Annotated in this window: 16 protein-coding genes; 9 read left to right on the forward strand and 7 right to left on the reverse strand. The window is 70.6% G+C overall.

Going from position 1 to position 19298, the window contains the following annotated elements; translation table 11 throughout:
- Nucleotides 1-160 precede the first annotated feature (160 nt).
- Both AB0I38_RS07495 and AB0I38_RS07500 read left to right on the forward strand, forming a co-directional pair.
- Nucleotides 161-1564, forward strand: a complete 1404-nt coding sequence (locus AB0I38_RS07495; protein ID WP_358463510.1) for an LVIVD repeat-containing protein — start codon at nt 161-163, stop codon at nt 1562-1564.
- 127 nt (nt 1565-1691) lie between these two features.
- Nucleotides 1692-3035, forward strand: a complete 1344-nt coding sequence (locus AB0I38_RS07500) for an LVIVD repeat-containing protein (protein ID WP_436838726.1) — start codon at nt 1692-1694, stop codon at nt 3033-3035.
- Nucleotides 3036-3046: 11 nt separating this feature from the next.
- Here AB0I38_RS07500 and AB0I38_RS07505 read toward each other — a convergent pair whose 3' ends face one another.
- Nucleotides 3047-4063, reverse strand: coding sequence for an RDD family protein (locus tag AB0I38_RS07505; RefSeq protein ID WP_358463513.1), 1017 nt, complete (start codon nt 4061-4063; stop codon nt 3047-3049).
- Nucleotides 4064-4114: 51 nt separating this feature from the next.
- On the opposite strand from AB0I38_RS07505, the gene AB0I38_RS07510 reads away from it, so the two are divergent.
- Complete coding sequence (locus tag AB0I38_RS07510) at nt 4115-5107, forward strand: stage II sporulation protein M (protein WP_358463516.1); 993 nt, start codon at nt 4115-4117, stop codon at nt 5105-5107.
- Nucleotides 5108-5126: 19 nt separating this feature from the next.
- Here AB0I38_RS07510 and AB0I38_RS07515 read toward each other — a convergent pair whose 3' ends face one another.
- The 5 genes from AB0I38_RS07515 to AB0I38_RS07535 are packed head-to-tail and all read right to left on the reverse strand — an operon-like array spanning nt 5127 to nt 10602.
- Entirely contained in the window at nt 5127-6500 is a 1374-nt protein-coding gene (locus AB0I38_RS07515) for a DUF58 domain-containing protein (protein ID WP_358463519.1), read from the reverse strand.
- The gene (locus AB0I38_RS07520; protein WP_436838728.1) at nt 6500-7474 is read right to left on the reverse strand and encodes an AAA family ATPase; all 975 of its coding nucleotides are present in this window, start codon (nt 7472-7474) and stop codon (nt 6500-6502) included. Before AB0I38_RS07520 ends, AB0I38_RS07515 begins: the two co-directional genes overlap by 1 nt.
- Nucleotides 7470-8645, reverse strand: coding sequence for a DUF4350 domain-containing protein (locus AB0I38_RS07525; RefSeq protein WP_358463525.1), 1176 nt, complete (start codon nt 8643-8645; stop codon nt 7470-7472). The genes AB0I38_RS07520 and AB0I38_RS07525 overlap by 5 nt, the downstream gene beginning before the upstream one ends.
- Complete coding sequence (locus tag AB0I38_RS07530) at nt 8642-9259, reverse strand: DUF4129 domain-containing protein (protein WP_358463528.1); 618 nt, start codon at nt 9257-9259, stop codon at nt 8642-8644. Before AB0I38_RS07530 ends, AB0I38_RS07525 begins: the two co-directional genes overlap by 4 nt.
- Nucleotides 9256-10602, reverse strand: coding sequence for a DUF7544 domain-containing protein (locus AB0I38_RS07535; protein ID WP_358463531.1), 1347 nt, complete (start codon nt 10600-10602; stop codon nt 9256-9258). The genes AB0I38_RS07530 and AB0I38_RS07535 overlap by 4 nt, the downstream gene beginning before the upstream one ends.
- Nucleotides 10603-10871: 269 nt before the next feature.
- Here AB0I38_RS07535 and mtrA point away from each other — a divergent pair, with 269 nt between their 5' ends.
- From mtrA to AB0I38_RS07565, 6 genes are all read left to right on the forward strand, one after another.
- Nucleotides 10872-11549: an MtrAB system response regulator MtrA gene (gene mtrA / locus AB0I38_RS07540; protein ID WP_189126738.1), complete on the forward strand. Its 678-nt coding sequence runs from the start codon at nt 10872-10874 to the stop codon at nt 11547-11549.
- Nucleotides 11550-11568: 19 nt separating this feature from the next.
- Nucleotides 11569-13311, forward strand: a complete 1743-nt coding sequence (mtrB, locus tag AB0I38_RS07545) for an MtrAB system histidine kinase MtrB (protein WP_358463535.1) — start codon at nt 11569-11571, stop codon at nt 13309-13311.
- The gene (locus AB0I38_RS07550) at nt 13298-15061 is read left to right on the forward strand and encodes an LpqB family beta-propeller domain-containing protein (protein WP_358463538.1); all 1764 of its coding nucleotides are present in this window, start codon (nt 13298-13300) and stop codon (nt 15059-15061) included. The genes mtrB and AB0I38_RS07550 overlap by 14 nt, the downstream gene beginning before the upstream one ends.
- A gap of 77 nt (nt 15062-15138) precedes the next feature.
- Nucleotides 15139-15951 (forward strand): ComF family protein, encoded by an 813-nt coding sequence (locus tag AB0I38_RS07555; protein WP_358463541.1) that lies wholly within the window; start codon nt 15139-15141, stop codon nt 15949-15951.
- A gap of 613 nt (nt 15952-16564) precedes the next feature.
- Nucleotides 16565-17215, forward strand: coding sequence for a ribosome hibernation-promoting factor, HPF/YfiA family (gene hpf / locus AB0I38_RS07560; protein ID WP_358463544.1), 651 nt, complete (start codon nt 16565-16567; stop codon nt 17213-17215).
- Nucleotides 17216-17375: 160 nt separating this feature from the next.
- Nucleotides 17376-18074, forward strand: coding sequence for a response regulator transcription factor (locus AB0I38_RS07565; protein ID WP_358463547.1), 699 nt, complete (start codon nt 17376-17378; stop codon nt 18072-18074).
- Here AB0I38_RS07565 and AB0I38_RS07570 read toward each other — a convergent pair.
- Nucleotides 18067-19266: a winged helix-turn-helix domain-containing protein gene (locus AB0I38_RS07570; protein ID WP_358463550.1), complete on the reverse strand. Its 1200-nt coding sequence runs from the start codon at nt 19264-19266 to the stop codon at nt 18067-18069. The two genes, AB0I38_RS07565 and AB0I38_RS07570, sit on opposite strands and share 8 nt — an antisense overlap.
- Between the last annotated feature and the right edge of the window lie 32 nt (nt 19267-19298).

A 19298-nucleotide genomic window follows, 5' to 3' on the forward strand; every position in this document is an offset into this window, starting at 1 on the left:
CATGACGCCGGATCTTACGTTCCTGACACCTCCCCAGCAAGACGTCAGTTCTGGATATTTCTTGACAACATGACATCTGGCTAGCCAGATGGAATTCGGTTGACACTTGATCACTTATGTCTTCTTTATCCGGGACATATGTGATCAAGGAGGCCCATCAGTGTTCAAACCGAGCCGTGCTCTCGTCGTGCTCGGGGCGGCCATCGCGTTAGCCCTGCCCGCGACTCCTGCCCTCTCCGCCGACATCCCGCCGGCCGATACCGTGGTCACCAGCCCGAACGTGACCCACGTGCTGAACGTCCCCAAGCCGGCCCCGATCGCCGGGGCCATCAACACCGATATGGCCTTCCAGGGTGACTACGCCTACGTCGGCAACTACAACGGCTTCTCGATCTACGACATCAGGAACCCGAAGAAGGCCAGGGCGGTCAGCTCCGTCGTCTGTCCCGGCGGCCAGATGGACGTGTCCGTCTACGGGAACCTGCTCTTCGCCGCCGTCGACAGCTCGCGCAGTGACGACTCCTGCAACAGCACCGGACTGCCGGCGGACCGCAAGGAGGCCTGGGAAGGCGTCCGGATCTTCGATGTCAGCGACAAGGCCGCGCCCAGGTACATCAAGTCCGTCGAGACCAACTGCGGCTCGCACACCCTGACGCTGGTGCCGGGCAAGGGTCAGGACCGCAAGAAGAACGTCTACGTCTACGTCTCCTCCTACGCCCCGAACGAGGCCTTCCCTGACTGTCAGCCGCCGCACGACCTGATCTCGATCATCAAGGTCCCGCTGCGGGACCCGACGGCCGCCGCGGTCGCCACCGCCCCGGTCGTCTTCCCCGACGGTGGTTTTCCCGGCGTTCCGGGCCCCTACCCCGACGGCAAGTCCGCCACCACCGGTTGCCACGACATCACCGTCTACGCGGAGAAGGACATCGCGGCCGGCGCGTGCATGGGTGACGGTGTCCTGTTCGACATCCGTGACCGGCTGAACCCGAGGATCACGGCCAGGGTGACCGACGCGAACTTCGCGTTCTGGCACTCGGCGACCTTCAGCAACGACGCCCGCAAGGTGGTCTTCACCGACGAGCTCGGCGGCGGCGGCGCGGCCACCTGCAACGAGGCGATCGGGCCGAACCGCGGCGCGAACGCGATCTACGACATCGCCCGCGGCGGGCTGGTGTTCAAGAGCTACTTCAAGATCCCGCGTCACCAGGCCGACAGCGAGAACTGCGTGGCCCACAACGGCTCGCTGATCCCGGTCAAGGGCAAGGACATCATGGTCCAGGCCTGGTACATGGGCGGCGTCTCGATCTGGGACTTCACCCACTCGGCGCGTCCCAGGGAGATCGGCTACTTCGAGCGCGGCCCCAGGGCCGACAACAGCGGCGGCGGCGTGTGGTCGGCCTACTACTACAACGGCCACATCTACGCGTCCGACTTCCACGAGGGGCTCGACGTGATCAAGATCAACGATCCGCTGACCAACGGCGCGAGCCGGGTCCGCAGTGACCTGCTGAACGTGCAGACCCAGGAGTCCTACGGCGACGGAGGCCGGGGCCACCGCGACTGACCCATCCTGACCTCCCGTACGGCGGAGCTGGCGCGGCTCTGCCGTACGGGATGCTCGGTTTTTATAGCGACTTTTCCTGTCATAGTGGGTGCCGCTCATTCTTCCAACCCCCTGCAGGAGGTCCTCGGTGGCGTTCAGATTCGGCCGTGCTCTGGCGGTGATCGGAGCGGTGCTGGCCCTCGCGGCGTCGCCGGTCCACGCCTCGGACGGTTTCAAGACGAGCCCCAACGTCAAACGCGTGGCCAACGTCCCCCAACAGGCGCCGTTCGACGGGCCCGAGGCGTACGGCAGCGACCTGGCGTTCCAGGGAAACTACGCCTACCAGGGCAACTTCCATGGCTTCACCGTCTACGACATCAGGAACCCGGCCAAGCCGAAAGCCGTGAGCCGCGTCACCTGTGCTGGCGCGCAGAACGACATCTCGGTCCAGGGCGACCTGCTCTTCCTGTCGGTGGACGAACCGCTGAGCAACGACTCCTGCAGGGCCACTGGGAGCTCGGAGACGTCCAAGAAGGCGTGGGAGGGCATCCGGATCTTCGACATCTCCAACAAGTCGCGCCCGAAGTACATCAAGTCGATCAAGACCGCCTGCGGCTCGCACACGCACACCCTCGTGCCGGACAAGAAGGGCAAGTCTGTCTACCTGTACGTGTCCTCGTACGATCCGGGCGCCAGGTACCCCAGCTGCAAGCCGCCGCATGACCAGATCTCGATCATCAAGGTGCCGCTGAAGAAGCCCACGGCGGCGAAGGTGGTCTCCAGGCCGGTGCTCTTCCCTGACGGCGGCAACGAGACCCAGCCCGGTCTGCTGGTGCCGACCAGCGGCTGCCACGACATCACGGTGTTCCCCAAGAAGGACCTCGCCGCGGGCGCCTGCATGGGCGACGGCATCCTGATGGACATCTCCGACCGCGAACGGCCCAAGGTCACCACCAGGGTCACCGACGCGAACTTCGCGTTCTGGCACTCGGCCACGTTCAACAACGCCGGTGACAAGGTCGTCTTCACCGACGAGCTCGGTGGCGGCATCGCCGCGACCTGCACCAAGGGATTCAACCCCGAGCGTGGCGCGGACGCCGTCTACGACATCGAGGGTGGCGAACTGGTCCACAAGTCCTACTTCAAGATCTCCCGGGTCCAGACCAGCGCGGAGAACTGCGTGGCCCACAACGGCTCGCTGATCCCGGTCAAGGGCAAGGACATCATGGTCCAGGCGTGGTACCAGGGCGGCGTGTCGATCTGGGACTTCACCGATTCGGCCAATCCGGCGGAGATCGGCTACTTCGACCCGGCCCCGCTCAAGCCGATCAACCTCGGCGGCTCCTGGTCGGCGTACTACTACAACGGTTACATCTACAGCAGCGACATCCAGAAGGGCCTGGACGTGCTGCGCATCTCGGACAAGCGCCTCGGCTCCGCGGCCAAGGTGCGCATGAAGGCGCTCAACGCCCAGACGCAGTACGCCTACTGAGCGGGCGGCCGTTACTGGGGTGGCGCGAACCCGCCCGGAGTCGTCCGAGGCGGCTCCGGGGCGGGCCGCCCGTCGTAACGGTGATCCGGCACCCCTTGCCCGGCCTGCGGGTGCGGGGCGGCCGACGGCAGGCCCGCCGCGGACGCCGGCTCCGGCCGGCCCGCGGAAGGACCGGGGTGTGGCCGGCCTGCCGAAGGACCGGGGTGCGGCCAGCCTGCCGAAGGACCGGGGTGTGGCCGGCCTGCTGAGGGGTCAGGTGGGGGAGGCGTCAGGCCGTTGCCCGCGCGCTGCGCGAGACGTACCTGGTCGCGCCTGCGGCGCTCGGCCAGGACGGCGCTCAGGTAGGCGTGCGGCGGCACCCCCGATGGCGCGGCGGGCGAGACGAACGCGGCGACCTGCGTCGCGATCCGCACGCCCATCTCGTGCTGGACCTGCGGCGACAGCTGGTGCCAGCGGATGATGTACTGCCGGGCGGCTGTCACCAGCCCCTCGGGCAGCTGCGACAGCTCCAGAGTCGTGGCCCAGGCGGCCAGCTGCGGCGGCATCCAGATGACCTGACCAGTGTCACGCGGCCCCCGGTCGGAGATCACGATCGTGCCCGCGAAGATGTCACCCAGCCGCTTGCCCCGCTGCGAGACGAGTGACGAGATCAGCGCGGGCGCCCCGGAGAACATCCAGAACTCCATCAGCCCGGCCAGCCCTCGGAACAACGCCTGCCTGAACCGCTCGGGACTGCCGTCGTCGCTGACCACCCGCAGCCCCAGCGCGAGCTTGCCCAGGCTGCGCCCGCCGCTGAGCGACTCGAAGAGCACCGGGTAGCCGACCGTCACGAGCACGATCGCCACGATCGCCACCGCAGCGAACATCGCCGGGTCGCTGATCACGGAAAAGGCCTCCAGCACCGTGAAGGTGCCGATCAGCACGGTCAACTGGACGGCCAGGTCGATGGCGAGCGCGACGGCCCGGGACGGCATCTGCGCCACCCGCACCTCGACGACGACCGCGTCTCCGGTCACAACCTCTGACATACGTGGAGCCTAACGGCAATGACCCGCTGATCGAGCGGCCACAATGGTCGGGTGGACATCGATGCGTTCGTCGCCGCACACCGCCCCGTATGGGACAGGCTGGATCACCTCGTCAAGCGCCGCTCGTCGCTGACCGGGGCCGAGGTCGACGAGCTGGTCGACCTCTACCAGCGGGTGTCCACCCACTTGTCCATCGTCCGCTCGGGTTCGACCGACGCGATGCTGGTCGGCCGGCTGTCCGCGCTGGTCGCCCGGGCCAGGTCGGCGGTGACCGGGGCGCGCACTCCGGCCTGGCGGGAGCTGGTCAGGTTCTTCACGGTGTCGTTCCCCGTGGTGGCCTACCGGGCGAGGTGGTGGTGGCTGGCCACCGGCGCGGCGTTCGTGGCGGTGGGCTGGGTGATGGGCGCCTGGGTGGCGGGCGACCCCGCCGTGCAGGCGGCCATCGCCTCGCCCGAGGAGATCACCCAGCTGGTCGAGCACGACTTCGCCGACTACTACTCGGAGCATCCCGCCGCCTCCTTCGCCAGCCAGGTCTGGGTGAACAACGCCTGGATATCGGCGCAGGTCATCGTCTACGCGATCTTCATGGGGCTGCCGATCCCCTACGTGCTCTGGGCCAACGCCGCGAACGTCGCCGTGTCCGGCGGGCTGATGGCCTCGCGCGACAAGCTCGACATCTTCTTCGGGCTGATCATGCCGCACGGGCTGCTGGAGCTCACCGCCGTCTTCCTCGCGGCGGCCGTCGGCATGCGACTGGGCTGGACCGTCATCGACCCTGGCCCCCGCCGGCGGGTCGACGCGCTGGCCGAGCAGGGCCGGGCGGTGATGAGCGTGGCGCTCGGGCTCGTCGTGGTGTTGTTCGTGTCGGGGCTGATCGAGGCGTTCGTCACACCGTCGGGCCTGCCCACCTGGGCGCGCATCGGCATCGGGGTGCTCGCCGAGGTGGCGTTCCTGGCGTATGTGGTGGTGTTCGGGCGGCGGGCGCTGCGCCAGAACGAGACCGGCGACCTGGAACGCGCCCCCGACCTGGCCCCCACCGCCTGACGCCCGCGGGCCGCCCCGGTCAGAGGCGGCCGGCGGCCTTCAAGGCCAGGTAGGCGTCGGCCAGCGCGGGAGCGATGTCGTCCGGTGGCGCGTCGACCACCTCGACGCCGTGGCGGCGCAACCGGGCGGTGACGCGCCGGCGATCCAGCCGGGCACGCTCGGCGGCGGCCGCGTCGTAGACCTGCTCCGCCGAGTCCCGCTGGGCGGCCATGGCGGCCACGCGCGGATCGGAGACGGCCGCGACCAGCAGCAGGTGCCGCGACGAGAGCTGAGGCAGCACCGGCATCAGCCCCTCGTCCAGCGACGCCGAGTTGAGGTCGGTGAGCAGCACGACCAGGCAGCGCCGCTTGGCCCGCGACAGGATCGCGGCGACCATCGCCTGCGAATCGGCCTCGACCAGCTCCGCCTCGATCGGCGCCATCGCGTTGACCAGCGACGCCAGCAGCTCGGTGCGCGAGGCGCCGCTCACCCAGGCCCGCACGGCCCGGTCATGGGCCAGGAAGTCGACCTGGTCGCCGGCTCGGGCGGCCAGCGCGGCGAGCAGCAGCGCGGCGTCCATCGACCAGTCGAGCCGCGGCCAGCCCGGCACCGGGCGCGGGTCGGGCCTGACCAGCAGGCCGCGGCCGTTCGCCTGGACCCCGGCCAGCGGGACCGGCGCGTCGCCCACCCGGCCCGCCGAGGTGCGGCCGGTGTCGAGCACGATGAGCACCCGCCGGTCCCGCTCGGGCCGCCAGGTGCGGACGACCACGTCGTGGCGTCTCGCCGTGGCCCGCCAGTCGATCGAGCGCACGTCGTCGCCCACCACGTACTCGCGCAGCGAGTCGAACTCGGTGCCCTGGCCGCGTACGAGAGCGGGGTGCCGGCCGTCGAGCTCGCGCAGCCGGGCCAGCCGGGAGGGCAGGTGCTTGCGCGACAGGAACGGCGGCAGCACCCGCACCGACCAGGGCGCCCGGTGGCTGCCCTGGCGGGCGGCCAGGCCGAGCGGCCCGAGCGAGCGCACGGTGACGGCCACGGAGGCGCGGTCGCCGCGCCGGGTGGGATCGAGCGTGAGCACCAGCCTGCGCCGCTCGCCTGCGGGCACGTCGAGCGTCAGCGTGCGGGGCGAGGCGCCGGCCGAGGGTGGCCAGGCGTCCCTGAGCACGCCGCGCACCCGCCTGCCGCCAGGATTCTCCACGACCAGCTCGACCTCGGCCCGCTGGCCGAGCCGGATCAGCCGGTCGCCCGAGCGGTGGAAGCGCAGCGGCCGGACCGCGCCCGCGAACACCAGATCCACGATGATCGCGGCGGCCAGCAGCAGGCAGACCCCGGCCAGCGCGGCCCCCGGTTGGGGCGCGAGCAGCACCACCACGATGCCGAGCGCGGCGACCAGCGCGGCGCGTCCCGTCAGAGCCATCAGCGCGGGACCGGGACCGAGGCCAGGATGCCGTCGAGCAGGCCGTCGGCGGTGGCGCCCTCCAGCTCCGCCTCGGGCCGCAGCTGCACCCGGTGCCGCAGCGCCGGCCGGGCCAGCGCCTTCACGTCGTCGGGCGTGACATAGGAGCGGCCGGACAGCCACGCCCACGCCCGGGAGGCGGCCAGCAGCGCGGTCGCGCCACGGGGCGAGACGCCCAGCTGCAGTGACGGAGAGCTCCGGGTGGCCCGTGCCACGTCCACGATATAGCCGAGCACCTCGGCCGCCACGTGCACCTGCGCCACCGCCGCGCGTCCCGCGGCCAGGTCGCTCGCGGTGGCGACGGGCTTGATCTCGGACAGGTCGCGCGGGTCGAAGCCACGCGCGTGCCGGTCGAGGACGGCGATCTCCTGCTCGCGCGGCGGCAGCGGCACGGTCAGCTTGAGCAGGAACCGGTCGAGCTGGGCTTCGGGCAGCTGGTAGGTGCCTTCGTACTCGACGGGGTTCTGCGTCGCGCACACAATGAACGGGTCGGGCAGCAGACGGGCGTCGCCCTCGACGCTGACCTGCCGCTCCTCCATCGCCTCCAGCAGCGCGGCCTGCGTCTTCGGCGGGGTGCGGTTGATCTCGTCGGCGAGCAGCAGGTTGGTGAACACCGGCCCCTCGCGGAACTCGAACCGGGCCGTCTTGGCGTCATAGATCAGCGAGCCGGTCACGTCGCCGGGCATCAGGTCGGGCGTGAACTGCACCCGCTTGAAGTCGAGCGCGAGCGCCGCCGACAGGGTGCGGACCATCAACGTCTTGGCCACGCCGGGCACGCCTTCGAGCAGCACGTGCCCCCTGCACAGCAGCGCGATGACCAGCCCGGTCACCACCGCGTCCTGGCCGACCACGGCCTTGGACACCTCGTCGCGGAGCGCCGCGAGCGCGGCCCTGGCCGACTCGCTCTGGCCCGTCACGTGGGTGGTCTCGTCAATGTTCACTGACCGTCCTTTCGATCGCGTCCAAGTATCCGGCCAGGGCGACGAGCCCGGCGTCGTCGACCGGAGCGGGGCCGTACAGCGCGCCACCGACCTGCTGCGGGTCCAGCCCGGTTCGTACGGCGAGCGCGGCCACGATTTCGTGTCGCTCGGCGCCGGAGCCCAGGCCGAGCCGGGGCGTGACGCGGTCGATCGTGCCTGCCCGCAGCGAGTCGGCCGCCCTGGCCCTGGCCCGTCTGGCCCGGTAGAGCCGGCCGCGCCCTTCGACCGTCTCGGCGGCCCGGACCACGACCGGCAGCCGCTCCATCACGACCGGGCCCAGCCGCCTGCCCCGCCACAGGGCGAGGAGCAGCACGGTGATGACCGCCATGCCCACCGCCCACGGGATGCCCGGCGGCATCAGGTCGTAGACGCTCTTGCCCTCGGGCCCCGCCAGGTCGCCCACGGCCGGCTGGTCGGGCTCGACCAGCCAGGTGACGGCCTTGGCGGTGCCGAGCAGGTTGAGGGCGAGCGCGGCGTTGCCGTCCTCGGGCAGCCGCAGGTTGCTCATGAACTCGCCGCTGCCGACGACCGTGACGGTGGCGCCCGCGTGGGGGTAGCTGACCAGGTTCCAGCCCTTGCCGGCGGGATAGCAGCCGATCGAGCCGGGCGGGCCGGTGAACACCGATCCGCCGATGAACACGCTGCCGGCGGCGGTTGCGGCGGGCAGCGAGCATTCGGGCTCACGCGAGCGTTCGCGGGAGCCGCCGGGCAGATCGCGCACGCCGGGAGCCAGCTGGGTCAGGCTGGGACTGCCGACGATCACCCGGTCACCCGGGAGACGGGCCAGCGCGGGATCGTCCGCGAACCAGGTGGCGGTGACCAGCAGCAGCCGGTCGGGCTCGGTGGCCTTGGCCGCGGCCGCCTCGACGGAGTCGACCCGGTCGACGGTGACGCCGCGGGCGCGCAGCAGTTGGGCGAGCGCCTTGGAGCCGGCCAGGGAGGTGTCGGCGGGATCGAGCGGGCGCGACTCGCCCTGTTCGGGGCTGAGCAGGGTGATGAGGACGCCGACCGCCAGGATGACCAGGCCGAGCGCCACCGCCGCCCGGCCGGACCGCCAGACGGAGCGTGCGGTGGGGGAGGTGGACTGGGACGCCTGGGTCTCGCCGGGGCGCAGGTCGACGCTCACGTCGTGCCTCCCAGCGGCACCGGCCTGGCCAGGCGGAGCCGTTCGTCGAGCCCGGTCATGGTGTCGTAGGCGGCCCTGGTGCCGGACTCGCCGCCGTAGGTGACGTCGTCGAACGACCGCGCGGCGGCGGCGAGCTCGTGGGCGAACTCGGGCAGCGCCCGGCCCGCCTCGGCGGCCAGCTCGTCGGCGGTGCGTCCGGGCATCCCGTCGACCAGCGCGCGTTCCTCGAGGTCGCGGGCGATGGCGCGCAGGCGCTCCTGGATCGCCTCGGTGTAGCGGCCCTCGGCGGCGTGGGCCTCGGCCGCCAGGCGGTGCTCGGCGGCGGTGAGCCGCCGCTCGTCGAAGAGGGCCGCCTGCCCCGCCGAGTTGCGGCGGGAGGTCTTGCGGAGCTGCCACGAGACCAGCACGATCACGCCGACGATGATCAGCGTGATGATCACCGCGGCGATGATGCCGCCGGTGGTGCCGCCTCCGCCGGCGGCGTCGAGCAGGTCACCCAGGAACTGGCTGAACTGGCGGTAGAGCCGGTCAGGCAGCGACTCCTTGGCGTATTCAGCCCTGAGGAGCTCCGCCGCGGCCTGGCGCGCGGCCTCCTCCCTGCCGATCGGGCTCACGATCCGGCGGAGCTCGTGGAACTCGCGGACCCCGGCGAGGTCGCGGACCCCGGCGAGTTCGCGGAGCTCGCGGAGCTCGCGGAGTTGGACGGGTGCCAGAGCTCGTCGGCCGAGGCGTGCACCCAGCCCTGGCGCTGCTGCTCGATCGCCGCGGTCTGCAACACCAGGTCGAACGCCTCACTGCGCATCCGCCGGTCGGCGTAGAGCAGGCCCGCGACGCCCGCCTCGAACGGGTAGGTGAGCATGGCGCCCAGCGTGCCGCCGACGACGATCAGGACCGCGGCCGCGATCGCGGCTCCGGCGCCCTCGCCGAGCAGGCCGAACAGCGAGCCGATGAGGCTGAACGGGACCTCCAGGATGCCCGCCACGAAGACGACGATCACCGAAGTGAGCAGCAGGATGCCGAGGACCCGCCAGAAGTCGCCGGTCACCAGGTGCCAGGAGCGGCGCATCGCGTCGATCGGCCCTCTGCCCTCGAGCACCACGGCCGGCGCCGCGAACGCGAACCACGTCTTGAAGACCAGCGCGTAGCCCAGGTAGAGGACGAGCGCCACCAGTGTGACGGCCACCAGCGCGGCCTGGCCGCCGGACGACTCGGTCGCACCGGACACGATCATGGCCGCGACGACCCCGCCCAGGACGAGGAGGGGCACCAGCATGATGACGGCCATCAGCGCCACCACGCCGAAGAGCGCGGGAACCCGGCCCCGGGTGAGCCGCCAGGCCTCGCCCGCGGTCATGGTGCCGCCGAAGACGGCCCGGCCGAGGATCCGGGTCAGCACCCCGGTCAGCAGCGTCACCACGACGAAGCTGATCGCCATCGACACGAACAGCCCGCTGTACTGGGCGACCAGGCTGCCGTACAGCCCGGAGGTTTCGACCGGGGTCGACGAGTCGAGGCTCGCCCTCATCGAGTCGAACGAGAACGCCTGCCCCACGGCCACCGGGATCGTGGCCAGCAGGGCCGCGACCGCCGACAGCCCGAGCACCGCCTTGGGGTTGGACCGGACCAGCTTGATGGTGCCGTCGAGGATGTCACCGAGGCCGAGGGGACGCAGCGGGATGATGCCCGGGCGCAGCGCGGGCGGGTGCGGCATGGGCCCGTAGCCCGGCGGCGCGTAGCCCTGCGGCGCGTAGCCCGGCGGCGGCTGCTGGGAGTAGGGCTGCTGGGGATAGGGAGGATGGGCCTGAGGTGAGGGGCCCTGCTGGGCGGTGCCCTGGGGCGCGTCCTGTTGAGGGCCGGGCGCGGTCCACGGCGAGGCCTGCGGAGCGCCGTAGGGCGGGGGCTGCTCGGTTGCCCAGCCGGATGGCGTCTCGGGCGTGGAACCGTGACCGTCTGACATATCCCAATCCTGGCATGCGAGACGGGCCCTTGGTGTCGGCCAGGGCATTCGCCGACTCACCTTGCCCACATTCCACGGCGAATCGGGTCAAGGGACTCATCTGGGGATGGCAGAAAGTTGGTCCGTTACCGCAGACTGTGGTTGCGGTCCTGGCTGGGAGCTTAAAATTCGCCTTTTGTAGGTCTCACGTCCCACACATGAGTCCACCAAGGGTAACCTTCAGCGATCGTGCGGGTATGTCCCATAATGCGTAGAACGAATGAGGGGCCATGAAAGGTCGCGTGCTGGTCGTCGACGACGATGCCGCTCTCGCCGAGATGCTTGGCATCGTGTTGCGCGGAGAAGGCTTCGAACCATCCTTTGTCTCCGACGGCGACAAGGCCCTCGACGCGTTCCGGGATACACGCCCGGACCTGGTCCTGCTCGACCTGATGCTGCCGGGGGCCGACGGCATCGACGTCGCACGCAGGATCAGGGCGGAGTCGGGGGTCCCGATCGTCATGCTCACCGCCAAGAGCGACACGATCGACATCGTGCTCGGCCTTGAGTCAGGGGCCGACGACTACATCGTCAAGCCGTTCAAGCCGAAGGAACTGGTGGCGCGGGTGCGGGCGCGGCTGCGCCGCACCGACGAGCCCACCCCCGAGATCCTGCAGATCGGCGACATCACCATCGACGTGGCCGGCCACTCGGTCAAGCGCGGCGAGGAGACCATCAACCTGACGCCGCTCGAGTTCGACCTGCTCGTCGCGCTGGCCCGCAAGCCGCGCCAGGTGTTCACCCGCGAGGTGCTGCTGGAGCAGGTCTGGGGCTACCGGCACGCGGCCGACACCAGGCTGGTCAACGTGCACGTGCAGCGGCTCAGGGCCAAGATCGAGAGGGACCCGGAGCACCCCGAGATCGTGGTGACGGTCCGCGGCGTCGGCTACAAGGCCGGACCGGCCTAGCCTTCGCCCCCTCCCCGCCATGCCGCCGCCGAAGACGAAGCGTTTTCGCCGTCGGACCCTCCGCCAGATCCTCGGCGGCGTCCGCCGGCGGGCGCGTCGTGCGGCGGGCACGGTGCGGCGCGTCTGGCGGCGCTCGCTCCAGCTCCAGGTCGTCACCAGCACGCTGGTCATCTCCGTGACCGTGGTGGTCGTGCTGGGCGTCTTCCTGTCGGACCAGATCAACAAGTCGGTCATCACCGGCCGCCAGGACGCGGCCGCCGGCGAGGCCTTCGCCGACCGCGTGCAGATCGCCGACGCGCTCAACCAGGAGCTCGACGACCAGGCCAAGCCCGCCTCCGGCAAGAACGCCCCCGCCGACCCGCTCGACGCCGTCATGGAGACCATCACCGGCTCCGGCGACGACGGCTCGAAGAAACGCTACGAGGTGCTGGTCCTCAACCCGGCCAGCCCCGGCAGGTCGCGCGCCTCGGGCAACGTCATGCCGGCGAACGTGCCCGAGCCGCTCCAGCAGTGGCTGCACCGCCAGGTCGAGAAGATCCCCAACGACAAGCCCTACCTGCACAAGGCGTACATCAAGTTCACCGGCGAGAGTCAGTCCAGGCTCACCCTGGTGATCGGCGGTCTGGTCAGCGTCGACGGCGGCGCGACCTACGAGGTCTACCACTTCTTCCCGTTCAGCGAGGAAGAGCAGATGCTGTCCAACGTCCGGCTGGCCATCGTGGTGGTCGGCTTCGGGCTCGTTCTGCTGCTCGCCGCGATCGCCTCGCTGGTCACGCGCCAGGTCGTGAGCCCGGTGCGCCTGGCGCGGCAGGCCGCCGAGCGGCTGGCCTCGGGCAAGCTCGACGAGCGGCTCAGGGTGCGCGGCGAGGACGACCTGGCCCGCCTGGCCGCCTCGTTCAACGAGATGGCCGGCAACCTGGCGCTCAAGATCCACCAGCTGGAGGAGCTGTCGCAGGTCCAGCGGCAGTTCGTCTCCGACGTCTCCCACGAGCTGCGCACCCCGCTGACCACCGTGCGGATGGCCGCCGATCTGCTGTACGACGCGCGCGAGGACTTCGAGCCGATGGCCGCCCGCTCGGCCGAGCTCATGCAGGCCCAGCTCGAACGGTTCGAGTCGATGCTCGCCGACCTGCTGGAGATCAGCCGCTACGACGCCGGCGCCGCCACGCTCGACCTCGACTCGGTCGACGTGCGTGACGTGGTGCTGCGCGCGATCGGCGACTCCGAGGCGCTGGCCGAGCGCCACAACACCCGCTTCGAGCTCAGGCTGCCCAACGAGCCGTGCATGGCCGAGGTCGACAACCGACGTGTCGAGCGCATCCTGCGCAACCTGCTGTTCAACGCCATCGAGCACGGCGAGGGCAAGGACGTCGTGGTGACCGTGGGCGCCGACCGTGACGCCGTGGCCGTCGCCGTACGCGACCACGGGATCGGGCTGAAGCCGGGCGAGGAGACCCTGGTGTTCGACCGGTTCTGGCGCGCCGACCCGTCGCGGGCCAGGACCATCGGCGGCACCGGGCTCGGCCTGGCGATCTCCCGCGAGGACGCCACACTGCACGGCGGCTGGCTGCAGGCATGGGGCCAGCCGGGGGAGGGCACCCAGTTCAGGCTGACGCTGCCCCGGGATGCCGGCGCCGACCTCAAGGGCTCGCCGCTGCCGCTGGTGCCGCCCGAGATCGAGATGCGCCGCACGTGGCGCGGGCAGATGACGCCGGTGCTGCTGCCGGCGACGGGGGACGGAGCCGGCCATGACGAGGACTAGCCGGCTCGGCGCCGCCCTGGTGCTCGCGGCCGCCGTTGCGTGCGGGGGGGCGGGCTGCGCGGTGATCCCCGTGGGCGGGCCGTTCCCGGTTGAGGAGGCCGGTGGGGGCGACCTGAGCAAGCCGTTCCAGCGCATGATCGCGGTCTCGCCCCGCAACGACTGGAACGCCCAGCAGGTGGTGCAGGGGCTGCAGGCCGCGATGGCCGCCTACGCCGACGACCCCGAGGTGCTGCCCGAATACCTGACGGGCGAGGCCGCGAAGACCTGGCAGCCAGACGGTCCGGTCACCGTGCTCGGCAACTCTCCCAAGTACGAGTACGTGGGCAAGGGCGACGGCAAGGAGGTCCGCATCAGGCTGACCGGCACCCCGGTCGCCCGCATCGAGGACGACGACACCTACGTGCCCATCTCGGGCGCGCAGCCCCAGCGGATCGACTTCCTGCTCCTGCAGAACGAAGAGGGCGCCTACCGCGTCACGTCGATGGAAGGCGGCTCCGGCCTGCTGCTCACGCAGGACGACGTGAGCCGCGCGTACCGGCCGACGAGCCTCTACTACCTGGCCGGACCGCCCGGCGTGGCCGACCCGGCGACCGACCGGCGGCTGGTGGCCGACCGGGTACGGCTGCGCGTCAAGCCCACGGAGAACTTCGCCGAGACCATCGTCAGACGCCTGCTCCAAGGCCCGAGCAGGGCTCTGTCGGGCGCGGTCGGCAGCGTCTTCCCGCAGGGCCTGAGCGTCAGGTCGGTCCGCTCGGCCGACGACCGCGTGGTGGTCAACCTGAGCGGCCCGATCGACGCGGGCGGCGTCTTCGCCGACGGGCTCAAGGCCCAGCTGAAGTGGAGCCTCAACGCCAACAACGTGGCCAACGGCCGGATCATCGAGGTGCAACTCGACGGCGAGCCGTTCTTCTCGTCCGAGGCGCTGACGATCCCCGCCATCCTGCGTGAGGAGTGGCTGGACAACGACGTCCGCCCCGCCTACTACACGAGCAAGGGGGCGGTCCACTCGCTCAACGACGACGGCGCGGGCAACGCCGTCCAGGGCCCCGCGGGTCAGCCGGGAGAGATCTACACGAAGCTGGCGATGGCCGGCGGCGGCGATCTGATCGCGGGCAAGCACCAGAAGGACGGCGGCATCTGGGTCACCCGCGTCGCCCCGGACGGCCGGTGGGAGCAGTGGATCCCCGGCGACGACCTCACGGCCCCGTCCTGGCACCGCGACGGCACTCTGTGGACGTACGACAAGGCCGCCGGAGTCGTGCTGCGCTGCGACGTGACGGCCGGTCGCGGCCCGGAGCGCGTCGCCGCGCCCGGCCTGGACAACCTCGACGTCACCCGGCTCCGGATCGCCAGGGACGGCGTCCGGGTCGCCGTGACCATCGGCGAGAACCAGGTCATGATCGGGGCGATCACCAGTGGGGCCGGCGCCACGATGCTGGGCAACTTCCAGACGCTGACCACGGTCAAGGACGAGGAGATCAGGGACATCGCCTGGCGCGACGGCGAGCGGCTGCTGGTGCTCGTGCAGAGCAACGCCGTGCAGAGCGTCAGGGAGATCAACATCGGCGACGGTGAGACCACGCAGCTCCCCACGGGCAACAAGGGGCTCAAGAGCCTCACCGCGCTGAGCGACCGCGTCCTCGCGGCCACGCAGGACGGCGGCGAGGTCCTCGAGTTCAAGCGCGAGTCGCAGGCCTGGACGTCCAAGGTGGAGTCCGACGCCGACAACCCCCTCTTCCCCCTGGGCTGAGGCGCGGGGCCTGCCGGTCCGGCTCTTCCCCGAGCTGACGCGCCGGAACTGTCGGTGGTGGCGGGCATGCTGGCGGGGTGTTGAGTGCCCTGCTGGATCTGCTCCTGCCGCAGCCGTGCGTGGGCTGTGGCATGACGGGCGCCTCGCTCTGCGACCGCTGCCAGGAGGATCTCTTCGCCGACCCGGCGCCCCGCTCGCCCAGCCCGCGCCCGCCCGGGTTGCCCGAGTGCTGGTCGGCGGCCGACTACGTGGGGCCCGTGCGGCGGGCCATCGTCTCCTACAAGGAGCGGGCCCGGGTGACGCTCGCCGCCCCCCTGGCCGACGCGCTGGCCTTCACCGTGGCCTCCGGGATGGCAGCCGAGATGGCCTCCGGGCTGGGTACCGGGACGGTCTCCGAAATGGGCGCCGGGATGGGGGCAGGGGTGGGGGCAGGGATGGCCAGTGGGGTCGCCATTGGGGTCGCCTCCGGGATGGGCGCTGGGATGGTCGCCGTCCGTCCAGGGGCGGGCGCCTACACGCTGGTGCCGGTGCCGAGCGCTCGCCGCACCCGTCGGGCGAGGGGGCACGACCCCGTCGGGCGGCTGGCCGCGCTGACCGCCGCCCGGCTGGGGCGGCTCGGCCATCGGGCAGAGGTGCGCGACGTGCTGGCCCCGGCCCGGCGCGTGGCCGACCAAACCGGTCTGGACGCGGCGGGCCGGGCCGCCAACCTGGCCGGCTCGCTGCGTCTGGTCAGGCCCGTCGACGGCCCCGTGGTGCTGGTGGACGACCTGGTGACCACTGGTTCCACCTTGGCCGAGGCCGCCCGGGCCGTTCGCGCGGGCGGCGCGCCGGTGCTCTTCGCCGCGACCGTGGCGGCGACACGCCGAAGATCTTGCCCAGGATTACGGTGACCCACTGTGAAGAAAGATCCAATGAAAGGTGGTCGCCAGTGTGTGATATATCGCTTACCTCCGGGCGCGAGCAGACCAGCTCAGCACCCATCGATCCCATGCCCATAAGGGTCTTCCAGGTATCAAGCGGTGCATCCTTCACTCCCGTCGCAGAGTACGAAAATCACGGAAAGTGATCATTTGGGCGTCGCTCCGGCTGACACAAGTCGCCGAGGAGAGATAGCGTTCAGACATGGCACCCGTTCGGGTCCGTGGTTGCGCAGGGTCGGGGCTCCCGGCTCTGCTAGCCGATGCCAGCCGCAGGCGAAACGGTCCACGTAAGGCGACTCTTTGTCGACCGAGCACGGTGCGGCTTAGGGGTAAGTCCTGCCTCCCCGAGGGTCCAGATGTCCCTCGTCAGGAGAGAAGGGCAGTAGTGGCGACAGAGCTGCGAACCCCTCAGCAGGCGGATGTGGGGTCGAAGACCAGGTCGGCCGGGCGGGTGCCACCCGAGATCCCGGTGACGCGACGTCGGAAGAGGGTACCGGTGAAAGAAAGGCAATCAAAAGGCCCCGTCCGGCAGCTGCATCGTCGGGCGCTCGTTCTCAGTCGTTAGACGAAGGGGGGCTGTTGTATGGACATCATCGTCAAGGGCCGGCACACAGGAGTGAGCGATCGGTTCCGAGACCACGTGACGACCAAGCTGGCCAGGATCGAGCGCCTGGACAGCAAGCTCATCCGAGTCGATGTGGAGGTGTCCAAGGAGCGCAATCCGCGTCTCGCCCAGCAGCGCGAGCGCGTGGAGCTGACCATCCACTCCCGGGGGCCGGCGATCCGTGCCGAAGCCTCCGCCGATGACCGATTCGGCGCTCTCGATTTGGCCCTCGACAAACTGGAAGGCCGCCTGCGCAGGCTCGCCGACCGGCGCAAGGTGCACCACGGCAACCACGCCCAGCCCTCGGTGGCGGAGATCACCGCGACGCTGCCCGACGTCGCCGACCTGACACCCCGCGAAACCAAGTCGGTCGAGCCCGAGGAAGACGAGCTGCCCGACGACAAGCAGTACGACGACATCGTCCCCATCGAGATGGAGGGGGACGGACCCCTCATCGTGAGGGAGAAGTTCCACAAAGCCGATCCCATGACGATCGACCAGGCCCTCCTCGAGATGGAGCTGGTCGGCCACGACTTTTACCTGTTCCGAGACAAGGAGAGCGGCCAGCCGTGTGTCGTGTACAACCGGCGTGGCTACAACTACGGCGTGTTGCGGCTCGTAGAGCCCTGATACGGTCTTAAAAGATCTTCTCGACCACCCGAGAACCGTGGCACCCGTGCCATCATGGCGGTTCGACGGCTCTGGCCCCCCGACGAGGAGGAGACGTGAGCGAGCTCAGTCAGGTGATGGGCGAGCGAACCGAGGTCGCGAGGCGGATCAAGGAGGCCTCGTGACAGAGTCCAGCGAGACCGGCACGCCGAGCGGCGAGCCGATCCGTGTGCTGATCGTCGACGATCACGAACTGATCAGGCGGAGCCTGGCACTGGCGCTGGCAGCCGAGCCGGATATCGAGGTGGTCGGTGAGGCTAGCGACGGGCAGGAGGCGGTCGAGGCGGCCGATCGCCTCATGCCCGACGTGGCGCTGATGGATGTGCGGATGCCCCGGCAGGACGGCATCGAGGCGACGAAGGGCATCAAAGCCTCGGTGCCGAGCACCCGGATCATCATGCTGACCGTCAGCGACGAGGAGGAAGACCTGTTCGAGGCCATCAAGGCCGGCGCGACGGGCTACCTCCTCAAGGACGTGCAGATCAACGACGTGCCCGCCGCGGTGCGTGGAGTGCACGAGGGGCAGTCGCTCATCAACCCGGCCATGGCAGCGAAGCTCATCACTGAGTTCGCGAACATGAGCCGCAAGGAGAACGAGCGGCCGCCCCAGCTGCCGGTGCCCAGGCTGACCGACCGCGAGATGGAAGTGCTCCGTCTGGTCGCCAAGGGCATGAACAACCGCGAGATCGCCAAGCAGTTGTTCATCAGCGAGAACACCGTGAAAAACCACGTCCGCAACATCCTGGACAAGCTCCAGCTGCACTCGCGCATGGAGGCCGTGGTCTACGCGGTGCGCGAGCGCATGCTGGAGATCACCTGACGCCGGCCTCCAGGTGGGCGGCGAGGCCCGGGTCGGCACGCTCGACTCGTACGGCGTCGCAGCCCACCCAGTCGGCGGCCGACCACAGGGCGTCGCCGATCGCGCCGGCCCACTTGGCGGCGCTGTGCCCGGGTTCGAGGCTGATCTGCCGGGCCACCAGGGTGCTGCCCTCGCGCGCCGGATCGACCCGGCCGATCAGCCGGCCGCCGGCCAGCACCGGCATGGTGAAGTAGCCGTGGACCCGCTTGTGCCTGGGCACGTAGAGCTCGAGCTGGTAGGCGAAGCCGAAGACCCGCTCGGTGCGGCCGCGGTGCCAGATGAGCGAGTCGAACGGTGACACGAGCGTCGTGCGGTGCCGGCCACGGGGCTCGGACTCCAGGGCCGCCGGATCGGCCCACGCGCCCGCCTGGCCCTTCTTGGCCGGCCAGCCGGCGACGCTCACGGGCACCAGCCCGGCGGCGCCGCTGAGCAGGCTCTCGTCGAGAATCGCGGCGTGGCGGCCCTTGAGCCGCAGGAAGTCGATCAGGTCGCCCCGGGTCGCGACCCCCAGCGAACGGCCCGCGACACGCGCGAGCCGCAGCACGCACTCTTCGTCGGAGAGATCCTCGGCCAGGAGGTCGGCGGGCACCACCCGCTCGGCCAGGTCATAGACGCGGCGCCAGCCGACGCGGCGGCTGCAGACCAGCTCGCCGATGTCGAGCAGCCACTCCAGGCCGATCTTGGAGTCGGACCAGTCCCACCACTCGCCGGTCGAGCCGTCGGCCCTGACGGGACGCGCGCCGCCGACGTCGGCGGTCGTCACCGGGCCGGAGTCGCGGACCTGCTGCAGCAGCTTGTCGACGTGGTCGGGGACCTCGTGCCAGCGGTAGCGGCGCTCGCGATAGGCGCGGCGGCGGAACGCGTAGAGCGGCCAGTGCTCGATGGGCAGGATGCAGGCGGCGTGGCACCAGTATTCGAAGCTCTGGGCGGGATTGTGCCAGTAGGCGCGCTCGACTTTCGGCCGCCCGACCGCGCCCAGCCGGGCGTAGGCGACCAGCTCGTGGGAGCGGGCGACGGTCGAGATCGTGTCGAGCTGGACCGCCCCGAGTCTGCGGAGCATGCCGTGCACCCCGCCCCGCCGGGTGCCGGCTCCGAGGAACCCCTGCGCCCGCAGGATGATCCGGCGTGCCTCGTCGGCCGTCAGATCGGTCATTTCGCTAATTCCGAACGGCAAAGCATGCCGCG

Origin of the sequence: Nonomuraea cavernae (assembly GCF_040655715.1) — a bacterium.
Classification (GTDB): domain Bacteria; phylum Actinomycetota; class Actinomycetes; order Streptosporangiales; family Streptosporangiaceae; genus Nonomuraea; species Nonomuraea cavernae_A.